Source organism: Leeuwenhoekiella aestuarii (assembly GCF_004104055.1).
GTDB classification, from domain to species: Bacteria; Bacteroidota; Bacteroidia; order Flavobacteriales; family Flavobacteriaceae; genus Leeuwenhoekiella; species Leeuwenhoekiella aestuarii.
Map to the genome: position 1 here is coordinate 68880 of NZ_QOVJ01000004.1, position 25546 is coordinate 94425.

Below are 25546 nucleotides of genomic sequence, written 5' to 3' on the forward strand. Positions count from 1 at the left end.
CAATAATATCTAAATTGTGGCGCTATTTATAACATAATAGCGCCTTTTTGTATTTTTGATTCCGCTGCACTCTTGTAAATCACTTCTATCCTATTATATTCGTTCTTTAATCTCAAAATTCTTCATATTGATTTCTCAAAAGACTAAAATACCGGTAAAAGCACTCATCTTTGATATGGATGGGACGATGATTGATAATATGATGATTCACCACCGTGCTTGGCAAAAAAAGCTGAAAGAATTAGGTCTTGATATGACGCTTGAAGAAGTGAAACGGGACATACACGGAGTGAACAACGAAATCATTCGCCGCTTATTTGGTGATCGTTATACCGATGAGGAAGTGGCTCAGATCGCTTGGGATAAAGAAGCTGCCTATCGCGAGATCTATGCTGACCAAATAAAATTGCTTCCGGGTTTGCAGGAGTTTCTTGATAATGCTAAAAAACTAGGTATCCCAATGGGTATTGGTACTGCCGCGCCTAAGGAGAATGCAGAGTTCGCTATAGAAGCCTTGAAGCTTCAGCCATTTTTTAAAACAGTTGTACATTCAGATATGGTAGCGCGTGGTAAACCTGACCCGCAAGTATTTGAAATGGTAGCAGACGATCTAGCTATCAAACTTGAAGAATGTTTGGTTTTTGAAGACAGTCCTACCGGAGCACAGGCTGCTGCTAACGGAAAATCAAAATCAATTGTGCTTACCACTACACACACTCAGAACGAATTTTCAGCAATAAACGGAATTCAAAACTTCATGGCAGATTACAACAATATCAATTTGTACAAAGCAGAAGATGAGAGCTTTTATCTTCGGTTTTAAAATTTCAGCAAAAAGGTTTTTCAAATTATTATAATGTCTTTATCTGAGTCATAATCAAATTGGTGGATGATGATACTTCTTAAATTTTCAGCAAGCATTTATGCGTTTTAATTTCGATTATCAAGTAAAAGTGTATTTTTAGGGCAATAAAATAATAACCCTCTATGAAAAAAATAATGTGGATGACCGGAGTACTTGCAAGTATTCTTCTTGTAAAGTGCGGTCCTAAAATGAATGAATCTTCTAACCGTTCTGGTAAAAGTGTAGATCTAACAAATGTTGATCCAATGCCTTTTGCTGAAAGTATTACAGCAGACGAGTTAAAAGAAATGCTTTATGTGTATGCTTCTGACGAATTTGAAGGTCGTAATACTGGTGAACCAGGACAGAAAAAAGCTGCAGAATATCTTAAAGATTTTTACGTAAGTCAAGAAATACCATCTGCAATAGACAGCACCTATTTTCAGACAGTACCAGAAAGCTTTTTTAGAGCAGGAAGCGGTATAAAAGCATCTGAAAATGTTGTTGCTTATATTAAGGGTAGTACTAAGCCTGAAGAATACATTGTTATTTCAGCACATTTAGATCACGTAGGTGTTCGTGATGATGGTGAAGTATTTAATGGTGCAGATGATGATGGTTCTGGTACGGTAGGTGTATTAGAGATCGCTGAAGCATTTAACAAAGCTGTAGAAGCTGGTTACAGACCCCAACGTTCTATCGTTTTCTTACATGTAACAGGTGAAGAGAAAGGCTTATACGGCTCTAGCTATTATGCTGAGAATCCTATTTTCCCTATCGCAAATACAGTAGCCGACTTAAATATTGACATGATTGGTCGTGTTGATGATGCACACGCAGATAATGAAAATTACATCTATTTAATAGGTTCTGACAAATTGAGTACGGAGTTAGACAGCATTTCTACTGCTGTTAATAACAAGTATATGAACATTGATCTGGATTATACTTATAATGATGAGAACGATCCTAATCGTTTTTATTACCGTTCTGACCATTACAACTTTGCTAAGCAAGGTGTGCCTATCATCTTTTACTTTAATGGTACTCACGCAGATTACCATAAAGTTTCTGATACTCCAGATAAAATCAACTATCCTATGCTTGCAAAACGTGCACAACTTGTGTTTTTAACTGCCTGGGAATTAGCGAACCGCGAAGACCGAATTGTAGTTGATAAAACTCCGTAATACTTGGTAAAATGATTATCTCGATTATTGAGTAAAAATTTTAAAAGAGCCTCTTCTATTTGGAGGCTCTTTTTTTATTTAAAACCTAATTTTATCACAACAACCATTTCCTATTAACGAATTATGAAATACTGGATTGATAAAATCTTACATTTTAAAAGCGAAAGCGTTACGCTTATTCCTTTAAAAGCAGAGCATAAAGACGGACTTCTAAAAGCAGCTTCAGACGGTAAACTCTGGGAATTGTGGTATACTTCTGTTCCTGATGCAAATTAAATAGATACTTATATTGCTACTGCTTTAGACCAAAAAGAAAAGGGGCTAGAATATCCGTTCACCATAATAGATACACAAACTGAAGCGATTATAGGTTGTACCCGTTTCTACAATTTACAACCGCAGCACAGACGGCTGGAAATAGGATATACCTGGTATGCTAAAAGTTATCAACGCTCTGCTGCAAATACACAATGTAAGTATTTGCTATTACAATACGCATTTGAAGAATTGAACTGCATCGCTGTACAAATCGTCACCAACTGGTTTAATATAAAATCTCGAGAAGCCATTGCGCGTCTTGGTGCAAAACAGGATGGTATTCTGCGCAATCATCGTCTTAATGCAGACGGAAGCTATCGCGATACTGTTGTTTTTTCTATTACAGACCATGAGTGGATTGGTGTAAAGAAAACTTTAGATTATAAATTAAATCTCTATAAAAACTTGTGATATGCAACAGTATATTGCGCTCTTGCGCGGAATAAATGTAGGTGGACACCGAAAAGTACCAATGGCAGCACTACGTCAAGTAATGAGTGATCTAAACTTTGAAGAGGTGAAAACCTACATACAAAGCGGGAACATCATTTTTCTATCTGATGAGAAACATACCAAAATGCAAATAGCTAAAATTATTAGTAAAGCCATTGTAGAAGAATTTGGATTTGAGGTTCCTGTAGTTGTTAAAACTGCTGATGCTATAAAAAAGGCTGTTGAAGCAAATCCGTTTAGTGCTGAACCTATTGAAACCTTACATCTTACTTTTTTAAGTGAAATACCAAAACATGAAGACGTTGCAGCTTTAAACCAAAACAGCTTTGCCCCTGATCAGTTTATAATCCAAGAGGCTTACGCATACCTGCATATCCCGGGAAAATATCATAAAACTAAAATCTCCAATGCTTTCTTTGAGAAAAAACTAAACCTTAGCGCCACCACCCGCAACTGGAAGACCGTTTTGAAGTTGATTGAATTAATAACGTAATTTTTTATTCTTAGAGTCCAACTTTTAAATACGTAAAATATGAAGTATGAATTTGGAAATGCCGGATATCCGTATTTATTTAGATCTAGTACGCATCCGCCATTATGGGATCTTAAGCGCTTCCCATAAACGGGAAAGCCTTGCCCATCTGCTTTAGACCCTGGGTCAGGTACAGCTCCAAGAAAAAACACCCCTGCAACACCGAATATGCCCAAGGTGTAAAAAAGGAACACTCATCACCCTTGAAACCTTTACCGCACGGGGGCCACCGGCATACTGGATTACTAAACTTAAAACACAGCAGAAGGCTAACTAATTTAAAAATGTCCCTTGAAGGGGAAGTGAAACCCTATGTCTTAAACCAAGCAAAAGCGGACAGAGTACCCCCAAAAACAGGATGTTCAACAAAATAGAAGAAATAATAAGTATACTTTCAAGAAAAACAAGACCTCAAAAGCAACCAACGGTTCCAATGCTCATCTAAAATAACCCATCCCAAGACAGACAAATCCCTATAGAAGGATGACCGAATCCCGATACCTATCGGGACGTTCAGTCAACACGTCGTTCATGCTGGGTTCCCGTTCTGCAACGGGACAGGCTGTACCGACCACACGAACGCTAGTTATTGGGCATAGTTTTTTATTTCCAATTTGGATAATCAATTATATGAATCAATTCCTCAATTACGATTCGTAAATCATCTTTGGTTTTATCCAAATCAGGTTTTCGAGCGATATATCTTCTATTATGAGCAGATAAATCTCCGTTCTTTTTTATTTTAGGTAATGCCTGTTTTGTGTTTCTGCCCAAATTCCATTTAGGTTCTTTAATTAATTCAGTTATTAAATCACTTAAATAAAAGAAACTGCCATCTGGTTTCTTAATTAAGTTTTCTATACTGTGTCTTTCAAAACACTCAATTATCAAAACTTCCAATAGTTTTCTTGTAAGTACAGAGCATCCATCATAAAGTTCCAAATCATACGATTGGATGGTTTGTTCAGCTAATTTTGTAATGTAACCTCGTGTCCCATTAAAAATCTCAAAAGGAAGATATTTTGAATCTCTTACTTTTGGTTTTGGGATTTTTCCAAACCCTGAATCAAGAGTTATTTTAAAAACTCGTTCTAAAAAATACCCATTAGATTTCTTAATATATTTTTTTGATTTCCCTTTAGAGTTATTAGCTAAATAAGATGATACATTAGAATATGGTTGTAAATGTAAAATGTCAAAACATTCTATAATATCATTTTTAGAGAAGCCATCAAGTTTTTTTTCTATTAGAAGGAAGTAAGCAAAAAAGTCAATTTTTTTACTTGCAGGTAAATTGTCAAAATCTTTTATGGTTAGTACATAATTCTCTAAACCTTTCATCAAATTATTTCTGTTTATTAATGTCTAATCTTAACCTATTTTGTCCTTGAGTTGAAAGTTTAATGTCATTAAGGTTATCAAAGTCAATTAAATTATTTCTGCTTTTGGTATTAACTACAACCTGATAAAAACTTGCTGGTATTCTGTATTTTAATACAAAGAATGCCGTGTAAATATGATTTATAGTTACTTTTTCTATTTTTAAAATTTCGAGTAAATAATTGATGATTACTATAATTTTATCTGAATTCGATTTCACTTCGTAGTTTTGGACGTAATCGGTAAGAGATATTGCATTTGTAGGTCTTAAATTCAAATCTTTTAAAACTTCAAATTTACTTGTAGTCGATTTACTTTTTTTGCTTTTAGTTTCACTCGAAGAGTTTGATTTTCCTTTAGGTTTAGTTTGTTTTAATGGTGTTGAATGACTACGATTTATTATTTCATTTGCTTGATGCTTTCCGTCATCTGTTAATATATAATCGTCATCATTTAGTGCACTAAAGTAGCCCTTGCCAAAAAGAGATTTTACATTGTTAGAAATATTTGCCTTTCTGCTTGGTGTATTTCTTTTAGTGCTTTCATACATTGACAAAATATCTTTAGTAGTAAAAGTTTTACTTCCGTGATTTGTCGCATAAAATGCATAAACCATTATCCATTCAGATTCAGATGAAGGAAGTTGTTTCATTATCACATCCTTTAATGAAGGAATATCTTGGTTTGCATCCTCAAAATCAATTGTCTCTGTAGGTTGTAATTGTTTAAAATTATTTGTTTGTTGGCTTTCATCTGAATTCATCAATATGTTCTGCTCTGACAAGTCTACTCCCATAACAATATTACCAAGTCCATTTTCTTTAATGTCCTTGAATTCAGATTGTACAGTATCCTTATCGCCCTCAAGTTCGATTTCGAAACTTTTATATTTTAACTTGATTCTTAAGTTTCCCATATGATTATCTATTTTTTTTCAAATTATGCCCAACTTGTTATATCAACACTAAATATATACATATCCCTTTAAATTTTACGGGACATCAACACTTTAAAGTTGCATTTCTAAAAATAGAACTTTGTCTTAGAAGTTATTTACATAATCCTGTAATCCCCTGATTTAAAATAAAAAAAAGGGATAAATCCCCGTAAAACACTCCTTTTATTCGATTCTATTTCCAGTTTCCTTCGGGGTTTGTTCGAGAAACACCCTCTTTTACCGAAGCCCTCTCGAAGGATACCCGAACAAGACTCGAAGCAAACCCCTCTAAAAATCGATTTGCTATGCGAGAGTAGGCTATAGTATGTAAAAGTATGCTGGAGTATGCGAGACCGTGCAATTGCCTGCAAGTACATGCCATTTAAAACGGCTTATCCTATTGGGAGCTTTAGGAATTGTGTTTCTTGAAAAGGCAGCCTTGCATCCGTAACTAGTTGATGAGCCTCAACCTTATACCTCCCATAGCGTTAGCATACCGTTACCCTGCCTTTGCTATGCAGTATCCCCGGGTGAAACGTGGGTGAACCTCGGGTGAACTACGGGTGAACCTTGGGTGAATGGAGCTTTGGGAAGTTTAAAATGGAATAATGGCAGCACGGAGTACTCGCTGCAGGTAGTATCGCAAGCTGCTCTTTAGAGAGCTAACTTAGAAAAAAAGAACCTTCCCCTATCCTAGACTGTGCGTTTAAGATAAACGCGTCTTAGCCTAGCGTTGCTAATATAAGGCATTTTTAAGGCCTTGTCAAGAGGTATAGCCTATACGAATCATTAGACTTTGCTGAGCAGCGTTTACTAAATTAGTGTGTTCATATTTTTCACAAAACACTATAAACGAAAAAATCCTTGCATTTCTGCAAGGATTTTTACTTTCGGGTGGAAGATCGGTCTCGAACCGACGACCTCCTGAACCACAATCAGGCGCTCTAACCAACTGAGCTACAACCACCATTTTAAAACATATTTCGCTAGCGAATTATGCGGGTGCAAATGTAATGCAAATCCATATTATGAGCAATACATTCTTTCAAAAAATTTATATCAAATCAAAAATAGAATCTACAGCCGGATAGCGCTCTACGGTAAAGCCTTCTGCATAATCGGTTCCTATTAATCTACCCAGATCCTGAGCGCGATATTTTACACTATCCTGAAAGTTTTTGCTAGATATTGGCGTATTACTATCAGGGTTATTAGGATCGTAAAACTGAGAACCGTAAGCCAGTACAGCTTGCATCTTCACATCCATAAAACCACTTATATCAACCACTACATCGGGTTGCAGGTTTTTCCATTGAATGTAATGATACACATGTTTTGGTCTCCAGGCTTCCTGCACTTCTCCATCAAGGCTTGTCTCTATCTTTTTTAAACCGCTTAGAAAACAAGCATCACTTGCTAATTTACTTCCTTTACCGTGATCTATATGTCTATCATCTATAGCGTTACACAAAACTATTTCTGGTCTGTATTTGCGAATGATCTCAATAATTCTCAGTTGAGATTCTTTATCGTTTACAAAAAAACCATCTGCTAAAGCAATATTCTCTCGTACGCTTAAACCAAGTATTTTAGCAGCTGCAGCAGCCTCTTGATCCCGTATTTCTGCAGAACCACGGGTTCCTAATTCACCACGGGTTAGATCTAAAATTCCGATTTTTTTTCCATTACTAGCTTCTTTTGCTAGTACTCCGCTACAAGAAAGTTCTACGTCGTCCGGATGTGCACCTATCGCAAGTATATCTAATTTCAAAAGTTTATTTTTAATTCAATTGTATAAGTCGGTCTTTAAACTGATTACTAACCTTTCTTAAGCCGTAATTTAATCATAGGCTAAAATTCAAACTATCTTTAACCACTTTTTCCAGCGCTTGTTCCAAATCTGCAATAAGATCTGCCTTATCTTCTATACCTACAGAAAACCGCAATAAACCATCTGAAATTCCTTGATGCGCTCGCTCTTCAGCACTTAACAAAGCATGTGAAGTTTGGGTAGGTGATAATATAGTAGACTCTACTCCTGCTAAACTCATAGAAGGTTTGATCAGTTTTAGTTCTTTTAAAAAGGCCGCAGCATCCAATTCGTCAGCGAGTTCAAAAGAAAGCATTCCTCCAAAACCACTCATTTGTGACTTGGCCAAGGCATAATCAGGGTGGGTTTTCAATCCGGGATAATAAACCGCTTTAATATGCCCATTTTGCTCCAGCCACTTGGCTAGTTTTTTAGCATTTTTATTTTGTTGCTTTACCCGTAGAACTAAAGTCTTTAAACTGCGCTCCAACATCCAAACGGTAAAGTCACTTAAGCTTCCTCCCAAATTTTTAGCTTTATGCCAAATCTGTTCCATATGTGCAGCTGATGCGGCAACAGCTCCGGCAAGAATATCACTATGGCCTCCCATATATTTGGTCGCGCTGTGAATGATTATATCTATACCAAATTCAGCTGGATTCTGATTCACTGGAGAAGCAAACGTATTGTCTATCATACTCACAATTCCTTTTGATTGAGCCAGCTCAGCTACCATTCTCATATCGGTAACAGTCATTAGCGGATTAGAGGGTGTTTCTATATAAACCACTTTAGTGTTGGTTTGTATTGCCTTTTCAAAATCAGCTTTCTGCAATCCATCGGTAAATGTATATTCGATTCCCATTTTAGAAAATTCTTCTTCAACGAGATTAAATGTTCCGCCGTACAAAGTCTTCTGTAAAACAATATGATCCCCAGCGTTTAAAAAAGCAAGCAATGCAGTACTTACAGCTGCCATTCCACTTCCAAAAACCATCCCGGCTTCTGTACCTTCTAACGCTGCTATTTTTTTGCCTAACATTTCTTGATTAGGAGTATTAAAATATCGCGGATAACGCTTTACATCAACATCTTCGTAAGCATAAGACGTTGACATATAAATAGGTGAAATCGCTCCTTTAAACTGCTTGTCTTCTACTTCTCCTACGTGAGTACAAATAGTATTCAAACCTGGTTTTTGCTTGGTCATAATTTTATTTTATCAAATCGCCTCATAGTAAGCCCACAAGGAAATTATTTGAATTGAATTTAAAAATCGGTTCCTCAAAATATCAATTATCGAGTAAAACCCGAATTTACAAAAACACCATTTAAAATGACGTTAAGACTCTTCTAATTGAAAAGGATATTTAGGCTTACATCTCTGTTTTCTGTTATAACTTTACTCGCTCTAAATTTTTATATGAATCTTACTTTTGATACCTACAAGCCTCAATACGCAGCGGCTTTTAAACTACTCAATCTGCACTGGCTGCAGCGTTTTTTTACCGTAGAACCTCATGATAATGATGTTTTAAGTGATCCTGAAACTCATATTATAAAACCCGGAGGAGAAATCTTAATAGCGCTTCTTGATAATAAAGTCGTGGGTGTAGTGGCGCTGATGCCTGATGAGAATGAGGAATACGAACTCACAAAAATGGCCGTTGACGTCGAGTTGAGAGGTCAAAAAATAGGACAACAACTTTTAGCACATTCGCTGGATTTTGCGCGTAACAAAGGGCTAAAAACCCTCATTTTATACTCAAGTCGTAAATTAGAAAATGCCATTCACCTCTATCGTAAATATGGCTTTATAGAAGAACCGCTGCAACAACCCAATCCTTACCGGCGAGCCGATATAAAAATGCGGATTCAACTTTAATGTTTTACAATTTCTTTAATAGCCTAACCAGCTTATTATTAGTTTATTTGCTGTTAAAACTACTGCGAAATGAAAAAAATTATACTTACTGCGTTTACGGCCTTGGCAATTTTTAGCTGTAAAAATGAAAATAAATCTACAGATGAGTCTGCTTCAGAAACTGAAGAAATGGCAATGACCGAAGATTCAAAAGCTGTAGAAACTGAGTTTAATATCACTCCTATTGAGCACGCCACTGCTGTGTTCGATTTTGGCGATAGCGTTTTTTATATAGACCCTGTGGGTGGCGCTGAAGCATTTGAAGGGCAACCAAAACCAGATGTGATTTTGGTTACAGATATACATGGAGATCACCTTAATCCCGCTACGTTAGAAGCAGTAGCTACTCCAGAATCTGCAATTTTTGCACCTCAAGCGGTTTATGATCAGTTAGAAGGCGCTATTCGTTCTCAGGTAACTGTCATTAATAATGACGAAACAAAGAGTTGGGATGGTTATTCTTTAACCGCAATCCCTATGTACAACTTGCGTGAAGAAGCTAAACAGTTTCATACAAAAGGTCGGGGCAACGGTTACGTTATAGAAAAAGACGGAATGCGCGTTTATTTCTCAGGTGATACAGAAGATATCCCAGAGATGCGCAATCTTAAAGATATTGATAAAGCATTTGTTTGTATGAATCTACCCTATACCATGACTGTAGAAAGTGCAGCAGACGGCGTTATTGCTTTTAAACCTAAAGAAGTTTATCCATATCATTTTAGAGGTCAGGACGGGCTAAGTGATGTAGAGGAATTTAAAGGAATTATAGACTCTGCAAACGTAGGCACAGAGGTGATGATTTTAGACTGGTATCCTAACGGCGCTGAATAAAAATACAAAAAACAAATCTAGTCCCGATACAATGTGTCGGGATTTTTCTTTTAGAAATAAAAGCTTCAATACTGCAGAATACGTTAATTTTAATCTTCGCTGACGCGGAAGAATAACCTTATAAAATTCAATTATGAAATCTGTTTTTTTTGGCCTGATTTTGATGCTTTTATGCGCTTGTAAAAATTCTGAAACAAAAACCGAAAACACAATGGAAACTCAGGAAGAACTCAAAAGCGAAGTGCCGTTTTATATCGGTACATATACTGATGGTGATAGTAAAGGAATTTACAAATTGAGTCTATTAGAAGATGGAAGTTTTACAAAACCGGCACTTGTCGCAGAAGCTTCTAATCCTTCTTTTCTAAGTTTCAATTCTAAGAAAGATATTCTTCTCGCTGTAAATGAAAATGACCCGGGGACTATTGAATCTTTTAGAGTTGAAGGTGATACCTTACTGCAAGTTAGTAAATCGCAAACCGGTGGTGCACACCCCTGCTTTGTTACTATAAACGATAAGGGTTATGTTTTGGTTGCTAATTATTCTGGTGGGAATTTAGGGCTTCTTAAATTGGATACTAAAGACGGTGGCCTATCTGAACTTCTCGATGTAGAACAGCACGAAGGTAAAGGAACTACAGATCGTCAGGAAGGTCCTCACGCGCATTCTGCTTGGTTTATTCCAGATGGTAGCGGCGTTATTTCAGCTGATCTGGGTACCAATCAATTGTGGTTTTCACAGATAAATACAAAAACCGATAAATTAGAACCGTCTGAAACACAAAAACTAGATTTCCCTGAAGGCGCAGGTCCGCGTCATTTGGTTTTTCATCCTAATAATGGTTTCATTTATGTTTTAAATGAACTTGACAATACCATTGCACAAATAGCAAAAAGCGGTGAAAACTATTCGGTTACAAGTATCACTTCTATTTTACCAGAAGGTTTTGAGGACTATAGCAAAGCGGCAGATATACACATTTCTAAAGACGGCAAATTTATATATGCATCAAACAGAGGCCACAATAGTATTGCTATTCTTGAAGTTGCAAAAGATGGAAGTTTAAGTCTGCTAGCTAACGAACCGACAAAAGGAAAAGATCCTCGTAATTTTCAGTTAACGCCAGATGAGAACTTTGTGATTGTTGCTAATCAAAATAGTGATAATCTGGTATCGTATAAGCGTAATTCAGAAACCGGCTTAATGACTTATGTTTCTGAAATAAGTGCTTCAGCACCGGTTTGTATTTTGTTTGAATAGTAGAATTTATTATATTTTGAATGCATCAAAATATAATATTATGAAACGCTTTGCAGTCATTTTTTTAAGCACGCTCGCATTTATAATCTGTTATATCGCTATTTGGTATCTAATGTTATGGGGCTTCCCAAACTTTGAAGGAAGTCTAAAAGCTGCTGTTTGTGCCGGAGTAACTGTCATTTTAACTCCTAAAGTATCACATATTTCATCACAGTCAGGTAAACAAACAGTCATATCCTGGATGCTATTCGGTAAAAGCTGGGTGGTTTAGAGATTTTGTAAGCATACAATCTTATAGTTAGCAACTGCTTTTTTAATACTTAGCTACAAAAGCTTAATAATAACTAAATACATTCTAATATCAATCACGCAACCATTCATCTTGTTTAGCATCTAAACATTACCAGTAGGAAGGTTCTTCGAAAAGTCTTTCTAACAGTCAATTGTTTATATGGAAAAACTATTCAGCCTTTTTATTGTTCTAACTCTTCTTACAAGTTGTAGTAAAGAAGACAGTATTCAAATAGACTTGTCAAAATTTGATGCTATCACTGAACCTTTCCCTTATAAAAATATTCATACAGAGATTGCATACGATTATTATGAACTTTTATATGCGACTGAAGGAAGTGTAGAAGAACGTATTGTTTCAGAAGGTAATCTTTGTGCTGGCTCTACAAAACCTGATATGTGTATTGAAACATATAATTCTCTTGAAACGATGTTTGGTTTTGCAGGAGGTTGTTTGCCTTCTTATTGCTTTCTATACATCAAACTTCAAGAAGGTGATACAAATTCTATTTTGAACACTCCAGAACAACTCCTATCATTTTTAGAAACTATAGACACTCATTCTGAAGCGATACTCTGGGCCAATGCAAACGGCTATAAACATAGCTCCACGACTAAAGAGATCGGCGCTATCAAGGAAGTAGGCGATCATTTTGAACTTTTAGTTTCTGAACTTGTAAGTGGCTGCTTGCCTGTTCAAACAGACCAAGTTCATTTACGTATTGATTCAGATGGTAAAATTACTGAACTAGAAAGAGCTGTATATACTTATGATAAAAAAAGTTGCATTTAGCAATTACTTAACCTGCTTCCCTCCTAACCAGGTTTGATTCACTTTTAGATTAGGAATTGAATCCTCATCAACGGTCATAATATCCTGATCCACAATAATAAAGTCGGCGAATTTACCAACTTCTATGCTTCCTTTTTCAGCTTCTTCAAAGTTAGAATATGCTGCCCATATAGTCATTCCGCGCAGTGTTTCTTCACGAGAAAGTGCATCTTTCATTTGAAAACCCTTTTCGGGATATTGCATCAAATCCTTTCGGGCTACGGAAGCATAGAACGTATAAAAGGGACTCACTTGTTCCACCGGAAAGTCGGTACCTAAAGCGATGATTCCTGCTTCATCTAATAATTTTTTATAAGCATAGGCGCCTTTCATACGGCGCTCTCCCAGACGTTCTTTTGCCCAATACATATCACTGGTAGCGTGCGTAGGCTGTACCGATGGTAAAATATTATCATCAAAATAATCAAAGTCTTCCGGAGAAATCACTTGTGCATGCTCAACTTTCCAGCGGCGATCTGATTGACCTTTTAAAGCTTTTTCATAAGCTTTAAGCACAACAGTATTAGCAGAATCTCCAATTGCGTGAGTATTCATCTGCAAATCGGTTTTGGCAAGTTTTTGGGCTAAACTATAGATGCTATCTACAGGTGTAACCATCGCTCCAAAATGCTTGTGACGATCTGTATAGGGTGCGCGTAAAGCCGCACCACGAGAGCCCAATGCTCCGTCACCGTAAACCTTAACCGAACGTACGTTAAGCTTATCGGTTTTTAAAATTCCATTTTTTATAAAATAAGCTACATCTGCTGTGTTATTGCTAATCATTGCATAAACGCGCATCTCAAGCGCATCTGCATTTTGTAAACTGTCGATAAGCATAATTGTGCTTCGGTCTAACCCGGCATCGTTAACCGTTGTTAAACCATATTCAAAGCAATATTCTTGAGCATCTTGTAAGGCTTGCACCGCCTGTTTACGGGTCATTTGAGGTATGATCTCATTTACCAGATCCATTGCGTTATCAATAAGAACACCCGTAATCTGATTGTTTTCTTTTATAACCTCACCGCCTTCAGTAATTGTAGTGTTGTCTATTTTAGCCAGATCCAAGGCTTTTTGATTTACTAGAAGCGCGTGCCCATCAATGCGTTGTAAAACCACCGGAATATCTGGGAATAAGGAATCTAGTTTTTGCTTGTTAGGAAATTCTTTAACCACCCAATCGTTTTGGTCCCAACCACGACCATAAATAAATTCAGAAGGGTTATCAGTTTGAAAATCTATTACCCGTTGTATTACCTCATCGTAACTTTGAGCACCCACTAAATTAACATTTTGAAGCGATTGCCCGAATCTAAAAAAGTGACAATGCGCGTCAATCAAACCCGGTAAAACTGTCTTTCCTTTAAGATCGTGAATTTGCCCAGATTTATAATTTGCCTGAATAGAATCGGCGAGACCCACTCCTATAAACTTTCCATCTTTAATCGCAAAAGCTTCAGCTCTAGCAAATTCTTCATCTACAGTGTAAACCTTTCCATTTATAAAAATGGCATCAACGGAAATTTTATCTGATGTCTTATTTTGGCAGCTACCTAATATTAAAAAGCTTAAAATGAGAAAAAGTGCATTACGCATAAGAAAATAGTTTTAGCGAATGTACAAATTAAGTCACAACAGCATTAAACAAAAAAACTCCCGAAAGTCGGGAGTTTTTCTATTTATAATTTCAGAAAAAATTACCAGTCAAAACGATAAGTCGCTCCTGCCATTCCCTGAATGCCTTGTACCGGATAATTAACCCACCGCTGATAATTATTATCTAATGCATTGTTCACACGTGCAAAAAAGCTCAGTTGATCATTTAAGCGATAACCGGCGTGTGCATTTGCATCAAAATAACTTTCTACAGTAACAGGTTGTGGATTGCTGGGTATTGAAGTGGTAAATACATCAACCTGATCATTGCGCTCCCCAACATAAAATAGGGTCACACCGGCAAACCAATGCTCGTCAATCTGATAATCTGCAAAAAATGAAGCTTTAAAATCGGGTAAATTCCACGCCTGATCTTCTATACTGGTATCATAAGAAAACACTTCTCCATTTACGCGCATTTTCAGATTGCTATTCACATCAAAATTCAATTCACCAAAAACCGAAAGCGTTTTTACATTATCATTAATTACCGCAAAAGAATTTCCGTATTGATAATTCTCTGCTCCGGTAATAGTGGTTTCACTTGCAGAACGGTAGTTATTTCGGTACAACAAGCGATTATCCTGAGCCAAATAACTTGCTCGTAAGTTGTAACTCATCGCACTACTCAGCTTCCCTTTTATACCCGCATATAAATCATATTTCTGATCAGTTGGAGAAAGGGAATCTATAGTCGGAGATATAAACGGATTCTCTGTAGCTAGCTCTTGGTAGCTGTTTTGCATTAGACCACCTTCTAGCCCACCATAAGCAATAAAATACTCATCGACTACATTGTAAGAAGCGCGTACACTTGGGTAGATATTAATATCTGTTCTGTCTGCATCAGGATTTAAATCTGTCGCAACAGTTACCCCTAAATCTAAAGTCAAATCATCTTTTAAAACTTGTAAACTAGGGTTTGCACTCACTATTAAATGCGTGTATTCTATTGCTTCAGAGTTTCTGTAATTGCGATCAAAGCTTCCGTTTAGATAATCTAATTTTAAGTCTAAGCTTATTTTCTGGTCTGTAATAGGAATCATAAATTCTGGAGCAACAACAGCCCTTATTTCACTAGATTCATACGAGTCTCCAAAATAGCCTACACGAGCTGTAGCACTTTCAAAAAAACCTTCATTAAACTCGATTCCACCACTCAAACCGGCCTGAAAATAACTATGAACAGGGTCAATAGCTTCTGTCAAGGTAGGTGATGCTGCAACAGCATCATTTATGCCATACCAGTTGAATAATCGGTGTCCCAGATCAAGATCGGTGTGCCAGTTGTAATCGCGGTTGCGAGAAGAGTAATTTAAATTAAGATCCGTATCATAAAATTGATTGTCTAAAACTACATCTTCAATCTCTCCTTGTGATGAATTGTGATTTAAATAAACTCCAAAATTTGAATCACGATCTATCTCAAAATTGCTGTAAAATTCAGCTAAAGCTGTAGTATATGTACCAAAGCCTAAGCGCACATAATTATCATATAACTTCACTCGCTTTGCCTTTTCTACCTGAGCAGCCTTTCCTTTAGCAGGTGTAAACGTTGAAGCTACAGGAACCGAAAATATCCCATAGGTTACTTTTTTCTTAGCGGTATTCACCGAATCATTAAGACTAGGCGTCGCTTTTACTTTAAATGCATCCCCTATTTCTGGCGTGTAGGGTTTTACAACATTTACGACTTCGGTACCCAGGTTATCTTTATCCTGAGCCTGCGCAACTCCTATCGCACTCAAGATCAAAGTTGTTGTGAAAATTGATTTTATATTCTTAATCATAATTGATTTTCTAATTAGGTGTTTCAAAAACTGAAAGCGGTCTGGTGAATTTTAGTTTTCTTCTAACGATGAATTCGTTTTAGATTCAGCTGCTTTAATTCGTTCTAATTCTTTTTGAGCCTCTGCTACAACTTCAGGATAATCACTAAAGTTCGAAATCACGTTATCTAAAATATAAGTTGCCTGATACGCATCTTTCAGTTCATAAAAGTTCTTTGCCATTAACACAAGACCTTTTGCGCCATATTCTTTATAACCACTATAGTCTTTAGCTAGTTTTTGTACCGAAACATTAGAGTCTTTATAGTCCGCATTTTTGTTCTTAAAATAAGCATCGTAATACAAGGCTTCAGCTGCCAATGCGCCGGTTGCTATTTTTGAAACTTCAGCATAAGCACTTGCGGCTCTGCTCTCATTACCGGTTTGCATTGCACTACGCGCAATGATAACCTGAGCATCGCTCTTTACTTTATTATCTATTTTAGAATTGCTCAAAACCTGCTCTGCGTAACTAACCGCATTGTCATACTGCTTGAGTTCGTAATACGATTTCATCAGGTTACTTTGCGCAAAAATGAGGTTCTGCGCACTATCTGCTTCATTTTCCAGACGTTTCAATACAGGCACTGCGTCAGCATAATTACGCTCACTAAGGTACACCTGACCTAAACGAGCTAAAGCTTGTTCTGTAAATTCACTGCGTTGCTTTTCAATCACATATTTATAATGTGGTATGGTCTTCGGAAATTCATTTTTACCAAAGTATAGTTGACCTAAATAGAAGTGTGCTTCCATTGCGCGTTGCCCATTAGGATACTCGCGCAGGTATTTCTCAAAATTCTGAATCGCTTCAGGATTATTGCTACCTACCAATTGTTTTTCTGCTGAAGAGAATGCAGCATCATCAAGTTCTGCGTCTTCTACCGAAATATAATCGAGACTGTTTGCCCAGCGACCGTATTCTTCAACCTGACCCTTATCTATATAAATCAGTTTTGCTGAAGCTACTGCTTGAACACCTTCTGGAGTCCCCGGATAGTCCTGAGCAACACGTTTAAAAAGGTTTAAGGCCTGATCGCTTCGATTTGTATTGTCATAAATAAGTGCTTTTTTCAGCTGTGCTTTAGCGGCAAATTTACTTTTAGGAATTTCCCTAACTAAACGATCGTAAGCTTGAATTCCGCGTTCGTTGTCACCTGTTGCAACATACGTATTTCCCAACTCGTATAAAGCGTCATCCCGATAACTAGACTGCGGAAACTGATTGGCAAAATTGCTCAAGCCTTCTATCTTTTGAGCGTTGCGATCTACAAAACCATAGCTTATAGATTTCTGAAAAGTTGCATAATCCTTATTTCCGCCGGGCATAGCGATGGCTTCGTTATATGCTTCCATCGCCGGCCAATATTCACTATCAATAAAGTGACTATCACCCAGACGCATATACGCATCCATTTTTCTAACATCATCTGCAGCAGATGATTTTGTATACTGGCTGAAATATTTTGCAGCCTGATTGTAGTTTTTCTTCTTAAAATAAGCATAACCTAAGTTATATGCTAGATTATCATATTCTGCTAACGAACGCGCCGCACTGTTCTGCTCAAACTGCTTAAACGTAAGTAGCGCATCGTCAATACGATTTATGGTATACTCACTTTCAGCTTTCCAGTAAAGTGCACGAGCGGTAAATTCGGGTGTAAGGGGTTCACTCAATGATTTTTCAAAATTGATTATTGCCTCCTGAAAATCCCCGTCGTTGTATAATTCGATCCCGCGGTAAAAAGCTACTTTTTGATAAGCTACTTTATCATCAAAATTTCGGTTATTTTCAATAAGATCCATCGCCCCTTCATAATTCTTAGAAGTTATATAAGAGTCTATGAGTAAATTTTGAAGTTGTTGACGCTCTGGCGCATCAGGATATTGGTCTAAATAGTTGCTTATAGCCACCGGTGCAGGCTCGTATGCATTACCGATCTCGTAGCTCAGCTTTGCATAATTGAGCCCACTGTCTTCTTTAATTTTCGGCTCAAAATCCATTTGATAGGCATTACGAAAAGCATTTAGAGCCTCTTGCTTTTTATCTGTTTTGAGATAGGCATCGGCTAAGTGATAATATGCATTTTGCGCAACGCTGTTTTTTCCGTCTATAATTTTATTGAATTCACCTATAGCATTGGCATAGTCGCCCTGCTTGTAGTACGCATAACCCAATTGATAATAATCGGTATTCGTCCATTTTCCACGTTTTCCACGGTATTCTTTTAAATACGGAAGTGCTTCATCAAACTGACCAAGGTTAAAATAACTTTCACCTATTATCTTGTTTAATTCAGATTGATCCAGTCTGTTTGCGGTGGGTAACTGCTCTTTAGCAAGCCTTATAGCTTCTTGAAAATCACCTTTCTTAAAATTGAGATCTGCCTTAAAATAACTCAGATCTTCACGAGTTCCTTCTTCGGCTTCTACTTCTTCAAAAAGCTGACTCGCTTCTTCATAATCATCATTTTCATAGGCCATAAAGCCTTCGTAATACTTAGCCTGAGCCCCATACTTCTCTGAATTACGCACCCGGCTAAAATATACTTTTGCCTCTTGCGGACTGTTAGTCTTTAAGTGAACATACCCCATATTGAAGTTGTAACGCTCGAGTTCGCTCCAGTTTAAGCGAGATAAATCTACTTGCTCGTACCAACGTTTAGCTACAGAATACTTTCCGTTCTCGTAATAATAATCTGCAACATCCTTGTAAGCAGAGTTGCGCTTAGTACTCGTAGGATATTCTTCTACAAATTTTTGCATCGCGGCATCTGCGCCACTCTGATTGAGACGTACCGCAGCGTTAGCGATATAGTACGCACAATCACCTTCAATTGTGGGGTCTGTAGTTTTTTCTTTTATTTCTGAAAAAACAGTCTGGGCAGCCAGATACTGCTTGCTGTTATACAGCGTAAGTGCCTTGTTATACTGGGCAAGTTCGTTTGTAAAAGCTGCAGATTGCTGTGCGGTAACAACCGGCAATGTGAGCAGCATAAGTAGTGCCAAAGCGGCATATTTCTTAATCATAAATATCGTGTTAAGTTGCAAAAGCAGTACTTTTTAAAACCTCAAATTCTAAAAGCAACTACTGTTAATAACGTTACAAAACTAGGATAATTATATCTAGATAGACCTTCTTATAAATAAGTTCTTGATGCTTATTTTAAACGAGTTTTCAACAGCTTAGAGAAGTACTTCAAATGAAATACTTATTGTATTTTTGACGTTAGATAAACCTATCAACTCTTAGTCGTTTTCTATGTCTACACCGGTATTGCAACTTCAAAATGCTTCTATTTTTCAACGCGAAAGCCTTATTCTTTCTGATGTAAGCCTCAGCATCAACAAAGGTGAGTTTGTTTACCTCATCGGTAAAACCGGAAGTGGGAAAAGTAGTTTTATGAAAACGCTATACGGGGATTTACCGCTACAACAAGGACAAGGAACCATTGTAGATTTTGATCTCACAACACTTAAAGAGAAACAAATTCCTTTTTTAAGACGGAAACTGGGCGTGGTTTTTCAGGATTTTAAATTATTGAATGACCGTACGGTAAAAGAGAACCTCAAGTTTGTTCTTAAAGCTACCGGCTGGAAGAACCAAAGCGAAATGGATTCTAAAATTGACGAAGTGCTCGATAAAGTAGGAATGAAAACCAAAGGGTTTAAATACCCTTACCAACTCTCAGGTGGTGAGCAGCAACGTGTTGCAATTGCCCGAGCTCTGTTGAATGACCCGGAATTGATTCTTGCCGATGAACCAACCGGAAACCTTGATCCGCAGACTTCGGTTGAAGTTATGGGCGTCTTGCAAGAAATCAACAAGAACGGAAACACCATACTTATGGCTACGCACGATTATGCGTTGTTACTTAAATACCCTTCAAAAACTCTTAAATGCGACGGAAATAAGATTTTTGAAGTCGTACAAAAGACGATTTAAGTATCTTCGGGGATATGCTTTCTATCCTCATACCTGTTTATAACACTTCGGTAATCGAACTGGTTTCTCGAATTCTCGAGATGATCAAACGTTTAGATATTGATTATGAAATCAGAATAGCTGATGATGCTTCGACTGACAAAAATTTAAAAGCCGAAAATCAAAAACTGACTAAACATAAAAATTGCTTTTACCATACATTCACTAAAAATAAAGGCCGTACAGCTACTCGACAGTTTTTAGCAGAACAAGCGCACTATAAGCATTTATTGTTTTTTGACGCTGATGTGATGCCATTACGCGAAAACTTTCTGCAAATTATACTTGAATATTTGGGTAAGGCTTCAGTTGTTTTTGGAGGAGTGACTTATCCCGAAAAACCGAGTGATAACACCAAACTTCTACGCTATTACTACGGAAAAAGCAGAGAATCAAAACCTGCTACAAAACGCAATAAAAAACCCTACTTATCCTTGATCAGTCAGCATTTATTGATTGAAAAATCGGTTTTTCTAGCTTGCAATCCTGCTGAAGAAAAAGCCTATGGACTAGACATTTACTTTTCCTACTTACTCCAAAAACAAAAAGTTTCGGTTTTACACATTGATAATCCTACGCTTCATTTGGGCCTGGAAACTAATGCGCAATACCTGGTAAAAACACACGAAGGATTGCAAACTATGGTCAATCTTGAAAAAGCCAAAAAACTTCCTGAGGATTACCGGCCGCTGCAGCGTGTTGGTTCAGCCTTAAAAAAAACAGGCATTCATAAACAGCTTTTAAAGCTTATTAAAAAACGGGAATCACAACTAATTAAAAATCTTTGTGGTACTAAACCCAATTTGAGATTATTTGACCTATACCGTCTTGATTACTACTTAAAACTCAAGCAAAATGCCCAAGATTAGTGTCGTAATCCCGATATATAATAAAGCTGTCTATTTGCAACAAACTATTCAATCTGTATTGGCGCAGCGTTTTACAGATTTTGAATTGATCCTCATCAATGACGGTTCTACAGATCACAGCCTGGCTATTTTAAAACGCTTTTCAGATGCTCGTATTCGCATCATCGATCAGGAGAATCAAGGTTTATCTCAAACAAGAAATACCGGTGTTTTGGCTTCTCAAGCTGATCTTATCGCCTTGCTAGATGCAGATGATCTCTGGCTCCCTGATCATTTAGACGTTTTAATAAAACTTAGAAACTCTTTCCCTGAAGCTGATTTATTTGGCACTGGTTATGAAGAGTTTTATAGTACTGCTAAGCTTTTAAAACCCAGACTCAATCTCAAAATAAAAGAAGCTCATCTTGTCACTGATTATTTTGATGCCAGTTTGTATCAACCCTTAATAATCCCTAGCGGTATGGCTTTTACTAAATTAAGTTTCTTAGCTATAGAAGGCTTCAATAATATCATTACGTATTCTGAAGATGTTGATTTTTTGATACAGGCTAATCTCAATTTCCGCTTGGCTTATGATCCTAAGATCACTTGCCGTTATCGCTCAGATGTACCTAATCAAATAAGCAGTCAAAAAAAGAGTGAACTTCAGGCTCCTGCATTTGGTGCAATTCTTAGGGCTAATTCCGAAAATCAATCTTTACAGAAGTATATTCAGTTTAAACGGTATTTCTTGTGCATTTTTTACAAAACTGAAGGGCGGTTGGATTTGTATTATAAACTTAAAAAGAAACTAGATTCTTCGGTGCTCAATAAAAAACAGCGTTTTCTATTGAATGCTCCAAGACCAGTATTGATTGTAATTAGAAAAGCAAAGTTATTTTTATTACGAAGAGGCTTTCGGTTTACAGCATTTTAGAAGCTAAAAAATCATCTAGATTTCTTATGTAGTCTGGTTCCTTAAAGACGTCGCTTGCCAAAACCAGGCAAATCCCACCACTGGAAAAATTATCGAGTTCGCGCCAATATCCATTGGGAATCAACAAGCCTTCATCAGGTCTATTAAGCGTGTAAATTTGAGTTTCAAAACCCGTATTGATCAGCACATCAAAACTACCGGAAAGCGCAATTAAAAATTCGCTTTGTTCTTTATGTGCGTGCCCACCTCGAGACGCACCACTGGGTACGTCGTATAAATAATAAACTCGCTTAAATGTAAAGGGTAGAATATCATTTTCTAATACCGAAAGATTACCTCTGCGGTCTTCAATTTTAGGAAGTTTTATACGCCTAATACGATTCATAAACTTGGTTTAAATAGTGCTGCCAGCAGATTGAGATCTTAGCAGCTTCAAATTTACAAATACTTGAGCGGCATGAAGCCTTAAATTGCTTTCTTAAACCTTCGTTAAAAGCCAATCTATTCATCGCCTGGGTCAGGGCTTTAAAGTCATTATCAGGGACTAAGATTCCATTTGTGCCGTCTAAAACTTCTGCTGGTCCAGTGGGACAATCTGTTGCTACTACTGGTGTCTGGCAGGCTAAACTTTCTAAAATAACCCGAGGAAACCCTTCAAACTTGCTGCACAGTACGGTATAAAGTGCATTAGCAACATACGGCTCGGGATCTTGTAAAAAACCTTCAAAAATAACGTGCTTTTCTAGTTTGAGTTCTTTAGCCAAAACCTTAAGTGCATTTTTAGTTGCTCCGGTTCCCAGAATACGCAAGTCAATATTTGCTTGTGGTAATTCGCTTTTTGCATAAGCCTGAATCAATTTATCAAACTGTTTAACTCCCTGAATTAAACGTCCGGAAGCCAAAATATACCTACGTTCAATATGAGGTGGTATCGCATAATTCTCCTTATATTTCTTAAGATCAATAGCATTTGGAATTACTGTAACATTTTTGAATTTAAAACGATCTTCAATACTCGTTTTAATGCCTTCCGTCAAAACACAAATCGGTTTTGTTTCAAATAGTTTCTTGGTAAACCTTGACGATTTAGGGAAATAATAATCCAGATTGGAGCTGCGCACCATATAAACTGGTTTCACTTTTTGGTATAAAAATTTTTGGACTATCAATTCTTTTATAACACTCCTTCGCATTCTAAAATCCAGTACAACATCAATCTCTTGAACCTTTAAATACGTTTTAAAAATCTGCAAGCGTCTCATTTTATTGAGTAAATCGTTACGTTTGTTTTTATACAAACCCAGGTTTAGCAAATGAGCATTAAAGAAGTATCCTATTGTATTCGTTATTGTGACTAGATGTACGTTGAACCCTTTATCTGAAAGCATTTCTGTGAGTAAGGCAGCCGATCGCTCTGCTCCACCACCAGCTAGTGACTCAACTAGAATACAGATATTTTGAGGTTTTGATTTCAGAGATTATGTATCTTATCACGCTAAATGTAACGCAATTTATGAGAATTCTACTAGTAGGAGAATACAGCAATTTGCACAACAGCTTAAAATCTGGCTTACTAGAGGTCGGTCATCAGGTAACGCTTATAAGTACTGGCGATGCGTTTAAAAAGTTACCTGCTGATATTCTATTTAGTGCAAAACGTATTGAAAACAATAGTATAATGCGCTTTTTGCAAAAAGCTATATTTAAAGTTTTTCGATTTGATATTGCGTTTTTAGAAATTGGGTATCGTTGTTTAGACTGGCTTGTAGACCAGAAAAAATATGATGTGATTCAACTGATCAATGAATATCCTTTTAAAACCCCCTATTTTTTAGAGAAAAAAATCATAAAGCGTCTGAGAAACCTGACCCACAGATTGGTTGTATTGGCTTGTGGTGACGATTATATTTATCTCAAAAATATTGATAAACTACCATACCATCCTATTCTTCAACATCCAGATATTGACTTTCCGTTTAGTAAAAAATACCTGACTATAAGGCACAAAAAATATCATGATTTTGTGTTTCAACAAAAAGATTTGATCATCAGTTCTGATCTGGATTATCATCCAATTTATAAAGGAGTTAAAGACTATTACGGACTTATACCCAATCCCGTTAACCTCAGTAATTTTCAGTTAAAACCACAAAAAGAGAGTTCAAAAATTATAATATTTCACGGCGTAAACCGTACCAATTATCACAAAAAAGGAAATGATTTTTTTGACGCTGCGCTAGCTATCATTCAACAGAAATATCAGGATCAAATTGAGGTCATTTCTGTTACAACTATTCCGTATGCTGAATATATACAAACATATAAAAAGGCTGATATCATTCTTGATCAGACCTATGCATTGGATCAAGGCTATAATGCATTAGAAGCTATGGCGCAGGGAAAAGTGGTTTTAACTGGTGCCGGAAAATTATTTTGTAAAACCTATAATTTAGAACCAAATAGTATTGCTATTCATACCATTCCTGATGCTGAAAGAATCGCAGCAGATCTTGAAGAACTTATCTTAAACCCAAACCGTATTCGGGAAATTGGTCTGGCTGCACGGCTTTTTATCAAAAAGCATCACAATTATAAAATAATATCTAAGAAGTATGTGGAAGCCTGGAATTCGATCACAGCCAAAGCTGACGAATCTTCCGCTTCAGTGGACGCTCAAAATAGTGATACGAAACCACACAAACCAATAGAATCAATATAAAACTCAAACTATTGAATTGCCAATCTGACAAAGCAATATCAAAGTGATTTATAAAGCGTCTTGCATATCGTAAAATAAGCTGGTGCCAGAGATAAAAACCAAAACTGAGTTCGCCTAAAAATAAAGCTACTCTATTAGACAAGAGTCTGGAAACAGCGCCTTTTTGTTGTGCTAAAACTCCAATAAAGAGCGTTATCGGTAACCAGTAATAAACAGAATACCGAACCACTTTCGGAAAGAATTCTGCAGCGCTGTAAAAAAAGATAAGTAAAGCGATTGTTGCAAATTCATAATAGGTGAAAATCGGTTTATATACCTGAAAAGAGTCTTTTCGCAGCAATTTATAAAGCAGTATTCCTAAGCCAAAATCAAAAATTCTTAAAAACGGATTGATGTAAAAAAACCAATGTTGTAAAGCCTCCGGAATGACAACCATTAGGAGTAAAACCACTATACCTGAAGCAATAAAAAACTGAATTAAAAATGCTTTAGAAAATTTCAAAGCGTATCGCAACAAAAATGGAAATAATAAGTAAAAGAAAAACAAGTCTGAGATACTCCACGCCACGCTGTTAAACGAGAAATAGTAAAAGGTATCAGGAATAAAACTTTGCAGCATTAAAACAGTTGCAAAAAAGCCTGAACACCATTGCAATGTGTTTTCAACAACTAGTTCTAAAGTTAAAGGTATTGCTGCCAGCAAAGTCAAGAAATATAAAGGATACAACCTGCTCAACCGCAACTTTAAAAACTGACCTAAACTGATTTTATTAGCGCTTATTCTTTCAGCATAAACATAGGAGAGAATAAAACCACTGAGCGCATAAAAAAAGGCGTGACCAAGGGCATCTTCCAAAAACTTTATATGGTGCAAAAACACCAAAAAAGCAAAAACAAAACGTAAGGAAGCCAGTGATTTTATCACGTTTTTACAAGTAAACTACCTCGGGACAAGCCAACTAG

24 protein-coding genes, 1 tRNA gene and 1 pseudogene are annotated in these 25546 nt (G+C 36.7%); 15 read left to right on the plus strand and 11 right to left on the minus strand.

Annotation, left to right across the window (positions count from 1 at the left end; all coding sequences use genetic code 11):
* Nucleotides 1-127 precede the first annotated feature (127 nt).
* From DSM03_RS11980 to DSM03_RS19305, 6 genes and pseudogenes are all read left to right on the plus strand, one after another.
* Nucleotides 128-823 carry an HAD family hydrolase gene (locus DSM03_RS11980; RefSeq protein ID WP_236638896.1) on the plus strand — a complete coding sequence of 232 codons (696 nt, stop codon included), beginning with the start codon at nt 128-130 and terminating at the stop codon, nt 821-823.
* Between the two features lie 164 nt (nt 824-987).
* Nucleotides 988-2034 (plus strand): M28 family metallopeptidase, encoded by a 1047-nt coding sequence (locus DSM03_RS11985; RefSeq protein ID WP_128762127.1) that lies wholly within the window; start codon nt 988-990, stop codon nt 2032-2034.
* Nucleotides 2035-2157: 123 nt separating this feature from the next.
* Nucleotides 2158-2310 carry a hypothetical protein gene (locus DSM03_RS19125; RefSeq protein WP_236638894.1) on the plus strand — a complete coding sequence of 51 codons (153 nt, stop codon included), beginning with the start codon at nt 2158-2160 and terminating at the stop codon, nt 2308-2310.
* A 12-nt stretch (nt 2311-2322) separates the two neighbouring features.
* Nucleotides 2323-2763 carry a GNAT family N-acetyltransferase gene (locus DSM03_RS19130; protein WP_262707737.1) on the plus strand — a complete coding sequence of 147 codons (441 nt, stop codon included), beginning with the start codon at nt 2323-2325 and terminating at the stop codon, nt 2761-2763.
* A gap of 1 nt (nt 2764) precedes the next feature.
* The gene (locus tag DSM03_RS11995; RefSeq protein ID WP_128762126.1) at nt 2765-3298 is read left to right on the plus strand and encodes a DUF1697 domain-containing protein; all 534 of its coding nucleotides are present in this window, start codon (nt 2765-2767) and stop codon (nt 3296-3298) included.
* A gap of 88 nt (nt 3299-3386) precedes the next feature.
* A pseudogene (locus DSM03_RS19305) lies at nt 3387-3614 on the plus strand (IS91 family transposase); the annotation flags it as partial.
* A gap of 326 nt (nt 3615-3940) precedes the next feature.
* Here the strand turns inward: DSM03_RS19305 and DSM03_RS12000 are convergent.
* The 5 genes from DSM03_RS12000 to DSM03_RS12020 all read right to left on the minus strand — a co-directional run bounded on the left by DSM03_RS12000 (nt 3941) and on the right by DSM03_RS12020 (nt 8674).
* Nucleotides 3941-4678, minus strand: coding sequence for a hypothetical protein (locus DSM03_RS12000; RefSeq protein WP_128762125.1), 738 nt, complete (start codon nt 4676-4678; stop codon nt 3941-3943).
* A 4-nt stretch (nt 4679-4682) separates the two neighbouring features.
* On the minus strand, nt 4683-5633 hold the full coding sequence (locus DSM03_RS12005; protein WP_128762124.1) for a hypothetical protein: 951 nt from the start codon (nt 5631-5633) through the stop codon (nt 4683-4685).
* A gap of 913 nt (nt 5634-6546) precedes the next feature.
* Nucleotides 6547-6622, minus strand: a tRNA-His gene (locus DSM03_RS12010).
* Between the two features lie 86 nt (nt 6623-6708).
* Nucleotides 6709-7425, minus strand: a complete 717-nt coding sequence (bshB1, locus tag DSM03_RS12015) for a bacillithiol biosynthesis deacetylase BshB1 (RefSeq protein WP_128762123.1) — start codon at nt 7423-7425, stop codon at nt 6709-6711.
* Nucleotides 7426-7498: 73 nt separating this feature from the next.
* Complete coding sequence (locus DSM03_RS12020) at nt 7499-8674, minus strand: trans-sulfuration enzyme family protein (protein WP_128762122.1); 1176 nt, start codon at nt 8672-8674, stop codon at nt 7499-7501.
* A gap of 213 nt (nt 8675-8887) precedes the next feature.
* Between DSM03_RS12020 and DSM03_RS12025 the strand changes: the two genes are divergently transcribed.
* From DSM03_RS12025 to DSM03_RS12045, 5 genes are all read left to right on the plus strand, one after another.
* Nucleotides 8888-9349, plus strand: coding sequence for a GNAT family N-acetyltransferase (locus DSM03_RS12025; RefSeq protein ID WP_128762121.1), 462 nt, complete (start codon nt 8888-8890; stop codon nt 9347-9349).
* Nucleotides 9350-9418: 69 nt separating this feature from the next.
* Nucleotides 9419-10222, plus strand: coding sequence for an MBL fold metallo-hydrolase (locus DSM03_RS12030; protein WP_128762120.1), 804 nt, complete (start codon nt 9419-9421; stop codon nt 10220-10222).
* A 133-nt stretch (nt 10223-10355) separates the two neighbouring features.
* A complete protein-coding gene (locus tag DSM03_RS12035) occupies nt 10356-11483 on the plus strand; it encodes a lactonase family protein (RefSeq protein WP_128762119.1) in 1128 nt (375 codons plus the stop codon).
* A gap of 40 nt (nt 11484-11523) precedes the next feature.
* On the plus strand, nt 11524-11754 hold the full coding sequence (locus DSM03_RS12040) for a hypothetical protein (RefSeq protein WP_128762118.1): 231 nt from the start codon (nt 11524-11526) through the stop codon (nt 11752-11754).
* Between the two features lie 180 nt (nt 11755-11934).
* On the plus strand, nt 11935-12567 hold the full coding sequence (locus tag DSM03_RS12045; protein WP_128762117.1) for a hypothetical protein: 633 nt from the start codon (nt 11935-11937) through the stop codon (nt 12565-12567).
* 3 nt (nt 12568-12570) lie between these two features.
* On the opposite strand, the gene DSM03_RS12050 is transcribed toward DSM03_RS12045, so the two are convergent.
* The 3 genes from DSM03_RS12050 to DSM03_RS12060 all read right to left on the minus strand — a co-directional run bounded on the left by DSM03_RS12050 (nt 12571) and on the right by DSM03_RS12060 (nt 19124).
* Entirely contained in the window at nt 12571-14205 is a 1635-nt protein-coding gene (locus DSM03_RS12050) for an amidohydrolase (protein WP_128762116.1), read from the minus strand.
* A 101-nt stretch (nt 14206-14306) separates the two neighbouring features.
* A complete protein-coding gene (locus DSM03_RS12055) occupies nt 14307-16055 on the minus strand; it encodes a TonB-dependent receptor (RefSeq protein WP_236638892.1) in 1749 nt (582 codons plus the stop codon).
* Between the two features lie 51 nt (nt 16056-16106).
* Complete coding sequence (locus DSM03_RS12060; RefSeq protein ID WP_128762115.1) at nt 16107-19124, minus strand: tetratricopeptide repeat protein; 3018 nt, start codon at nt 19122-19124, stop codon at nt 16107-16109.
* Between the two features lie 232 nt (nt 19125-19356).
* Here DSM03_RS12060 and DSM03_RS12065 point away from each other — a divergent pair, with 232 nt between their 5' ends.
* The 3 genes from DSM03_RS12065 to DSM03_RS12075 are packed head-to-tail and all read left to right on the plus strand — an operon-like array spanning nt 19357 to nt 21864.
* Nucleotides 19357-20040 (plus strand): cell division ATP-binding protein FtsE, encoded by a 684-nt coding sequence (locus tag DSM03_RS12065; protein WP_128762114.1) that lies wholly within the window; start codon nt 19357-19359, stop codon nt 20038-20040.
* 14 nt (nt 20041-20054) lie between these two features.
* A complete protein-coding gene (locus DSM03_RS12070) occupies nt 20055-20948 on the plus strand; it encodes a glycosyltransferase family 2 protein (protein WP_128762113.1) in 894 nt (297 codons plus the stop codon).
* A complete protein-coding gene (locus DSM03_RS12075) occupies nt 20935-21864 on the plus strand; it encodes a glycosyltransferase family 2 protein (protein WP_128762112.1) in 930 nt (309 codons plus the stop codon). Before DSM03_RS12070 ends, DSM03_RS12075 begins: the two co-directional genes overlap by 14 nt.
* On the opposite strand, the gene DSM03_RS12080 is transcribed toward DSM03_RS12075, so the two are convergent.
* Together DSM03_RS12080 and DSM03_RS12085 are read right to left on the minus strand one after the other, a co-directional pair.
* Entirely contained in the window at nt 21851-22249 is a 399-nt protein-coding gene (locus DSM03_RS12080; protein ID WP_128762111.1) for a sugar 3,4-ketoisomerase, read from the minus strand. The genes DSM03_RS12075 and DSM03_RS12080 overlap by 14 nt on opposite strands.
* Entirely contained in the window at nt 22236-23162 is a 927-nt protein-coding gene (locus DSM03_RS12085) for a glycosyltransferase (RefSeq protein ID WP_161568062.1), read from the minus strand. Before DSM03_RS12085 ends, DSM03_RS12080 begins: the two co-directional genes overlap by 14 nt.
* A 215-nt stretch (nt 23163-23377) precedes the next feature.
* Here DSM03_RS12085 and DSM03_RS12090 point away from each other — a divergent pair, with 215 nt between their 5' ends.
* Complete coding sequence (locus DSM03_RS12090) at nt 23378-24583, plus strand: glycosyltransferase (protein WP_128762109.1); 1206 nt, start codon at nt 23378-23380, stop codon at nt 24581-24583.
* Here the strand turns inward: DSM03_RS12090 and DSM03_RS12095 are convergent.
* A complete protein-coding gene (locus DSM03_RS12095) occupies nt 24498-25508 on the minus strand; it encodes an acyltransferase family protein (protein ID WP_128762108.1) in 1011 nt (336 codons plus the stop codon). The two genes, DSM03_RS12090 and DSM03_RS12095, sit on opposite strands and share 86 nt — an antisense overlap.
* Between the last annotated feature and the right edge of the window lie 38 nt (nt 25509-25546).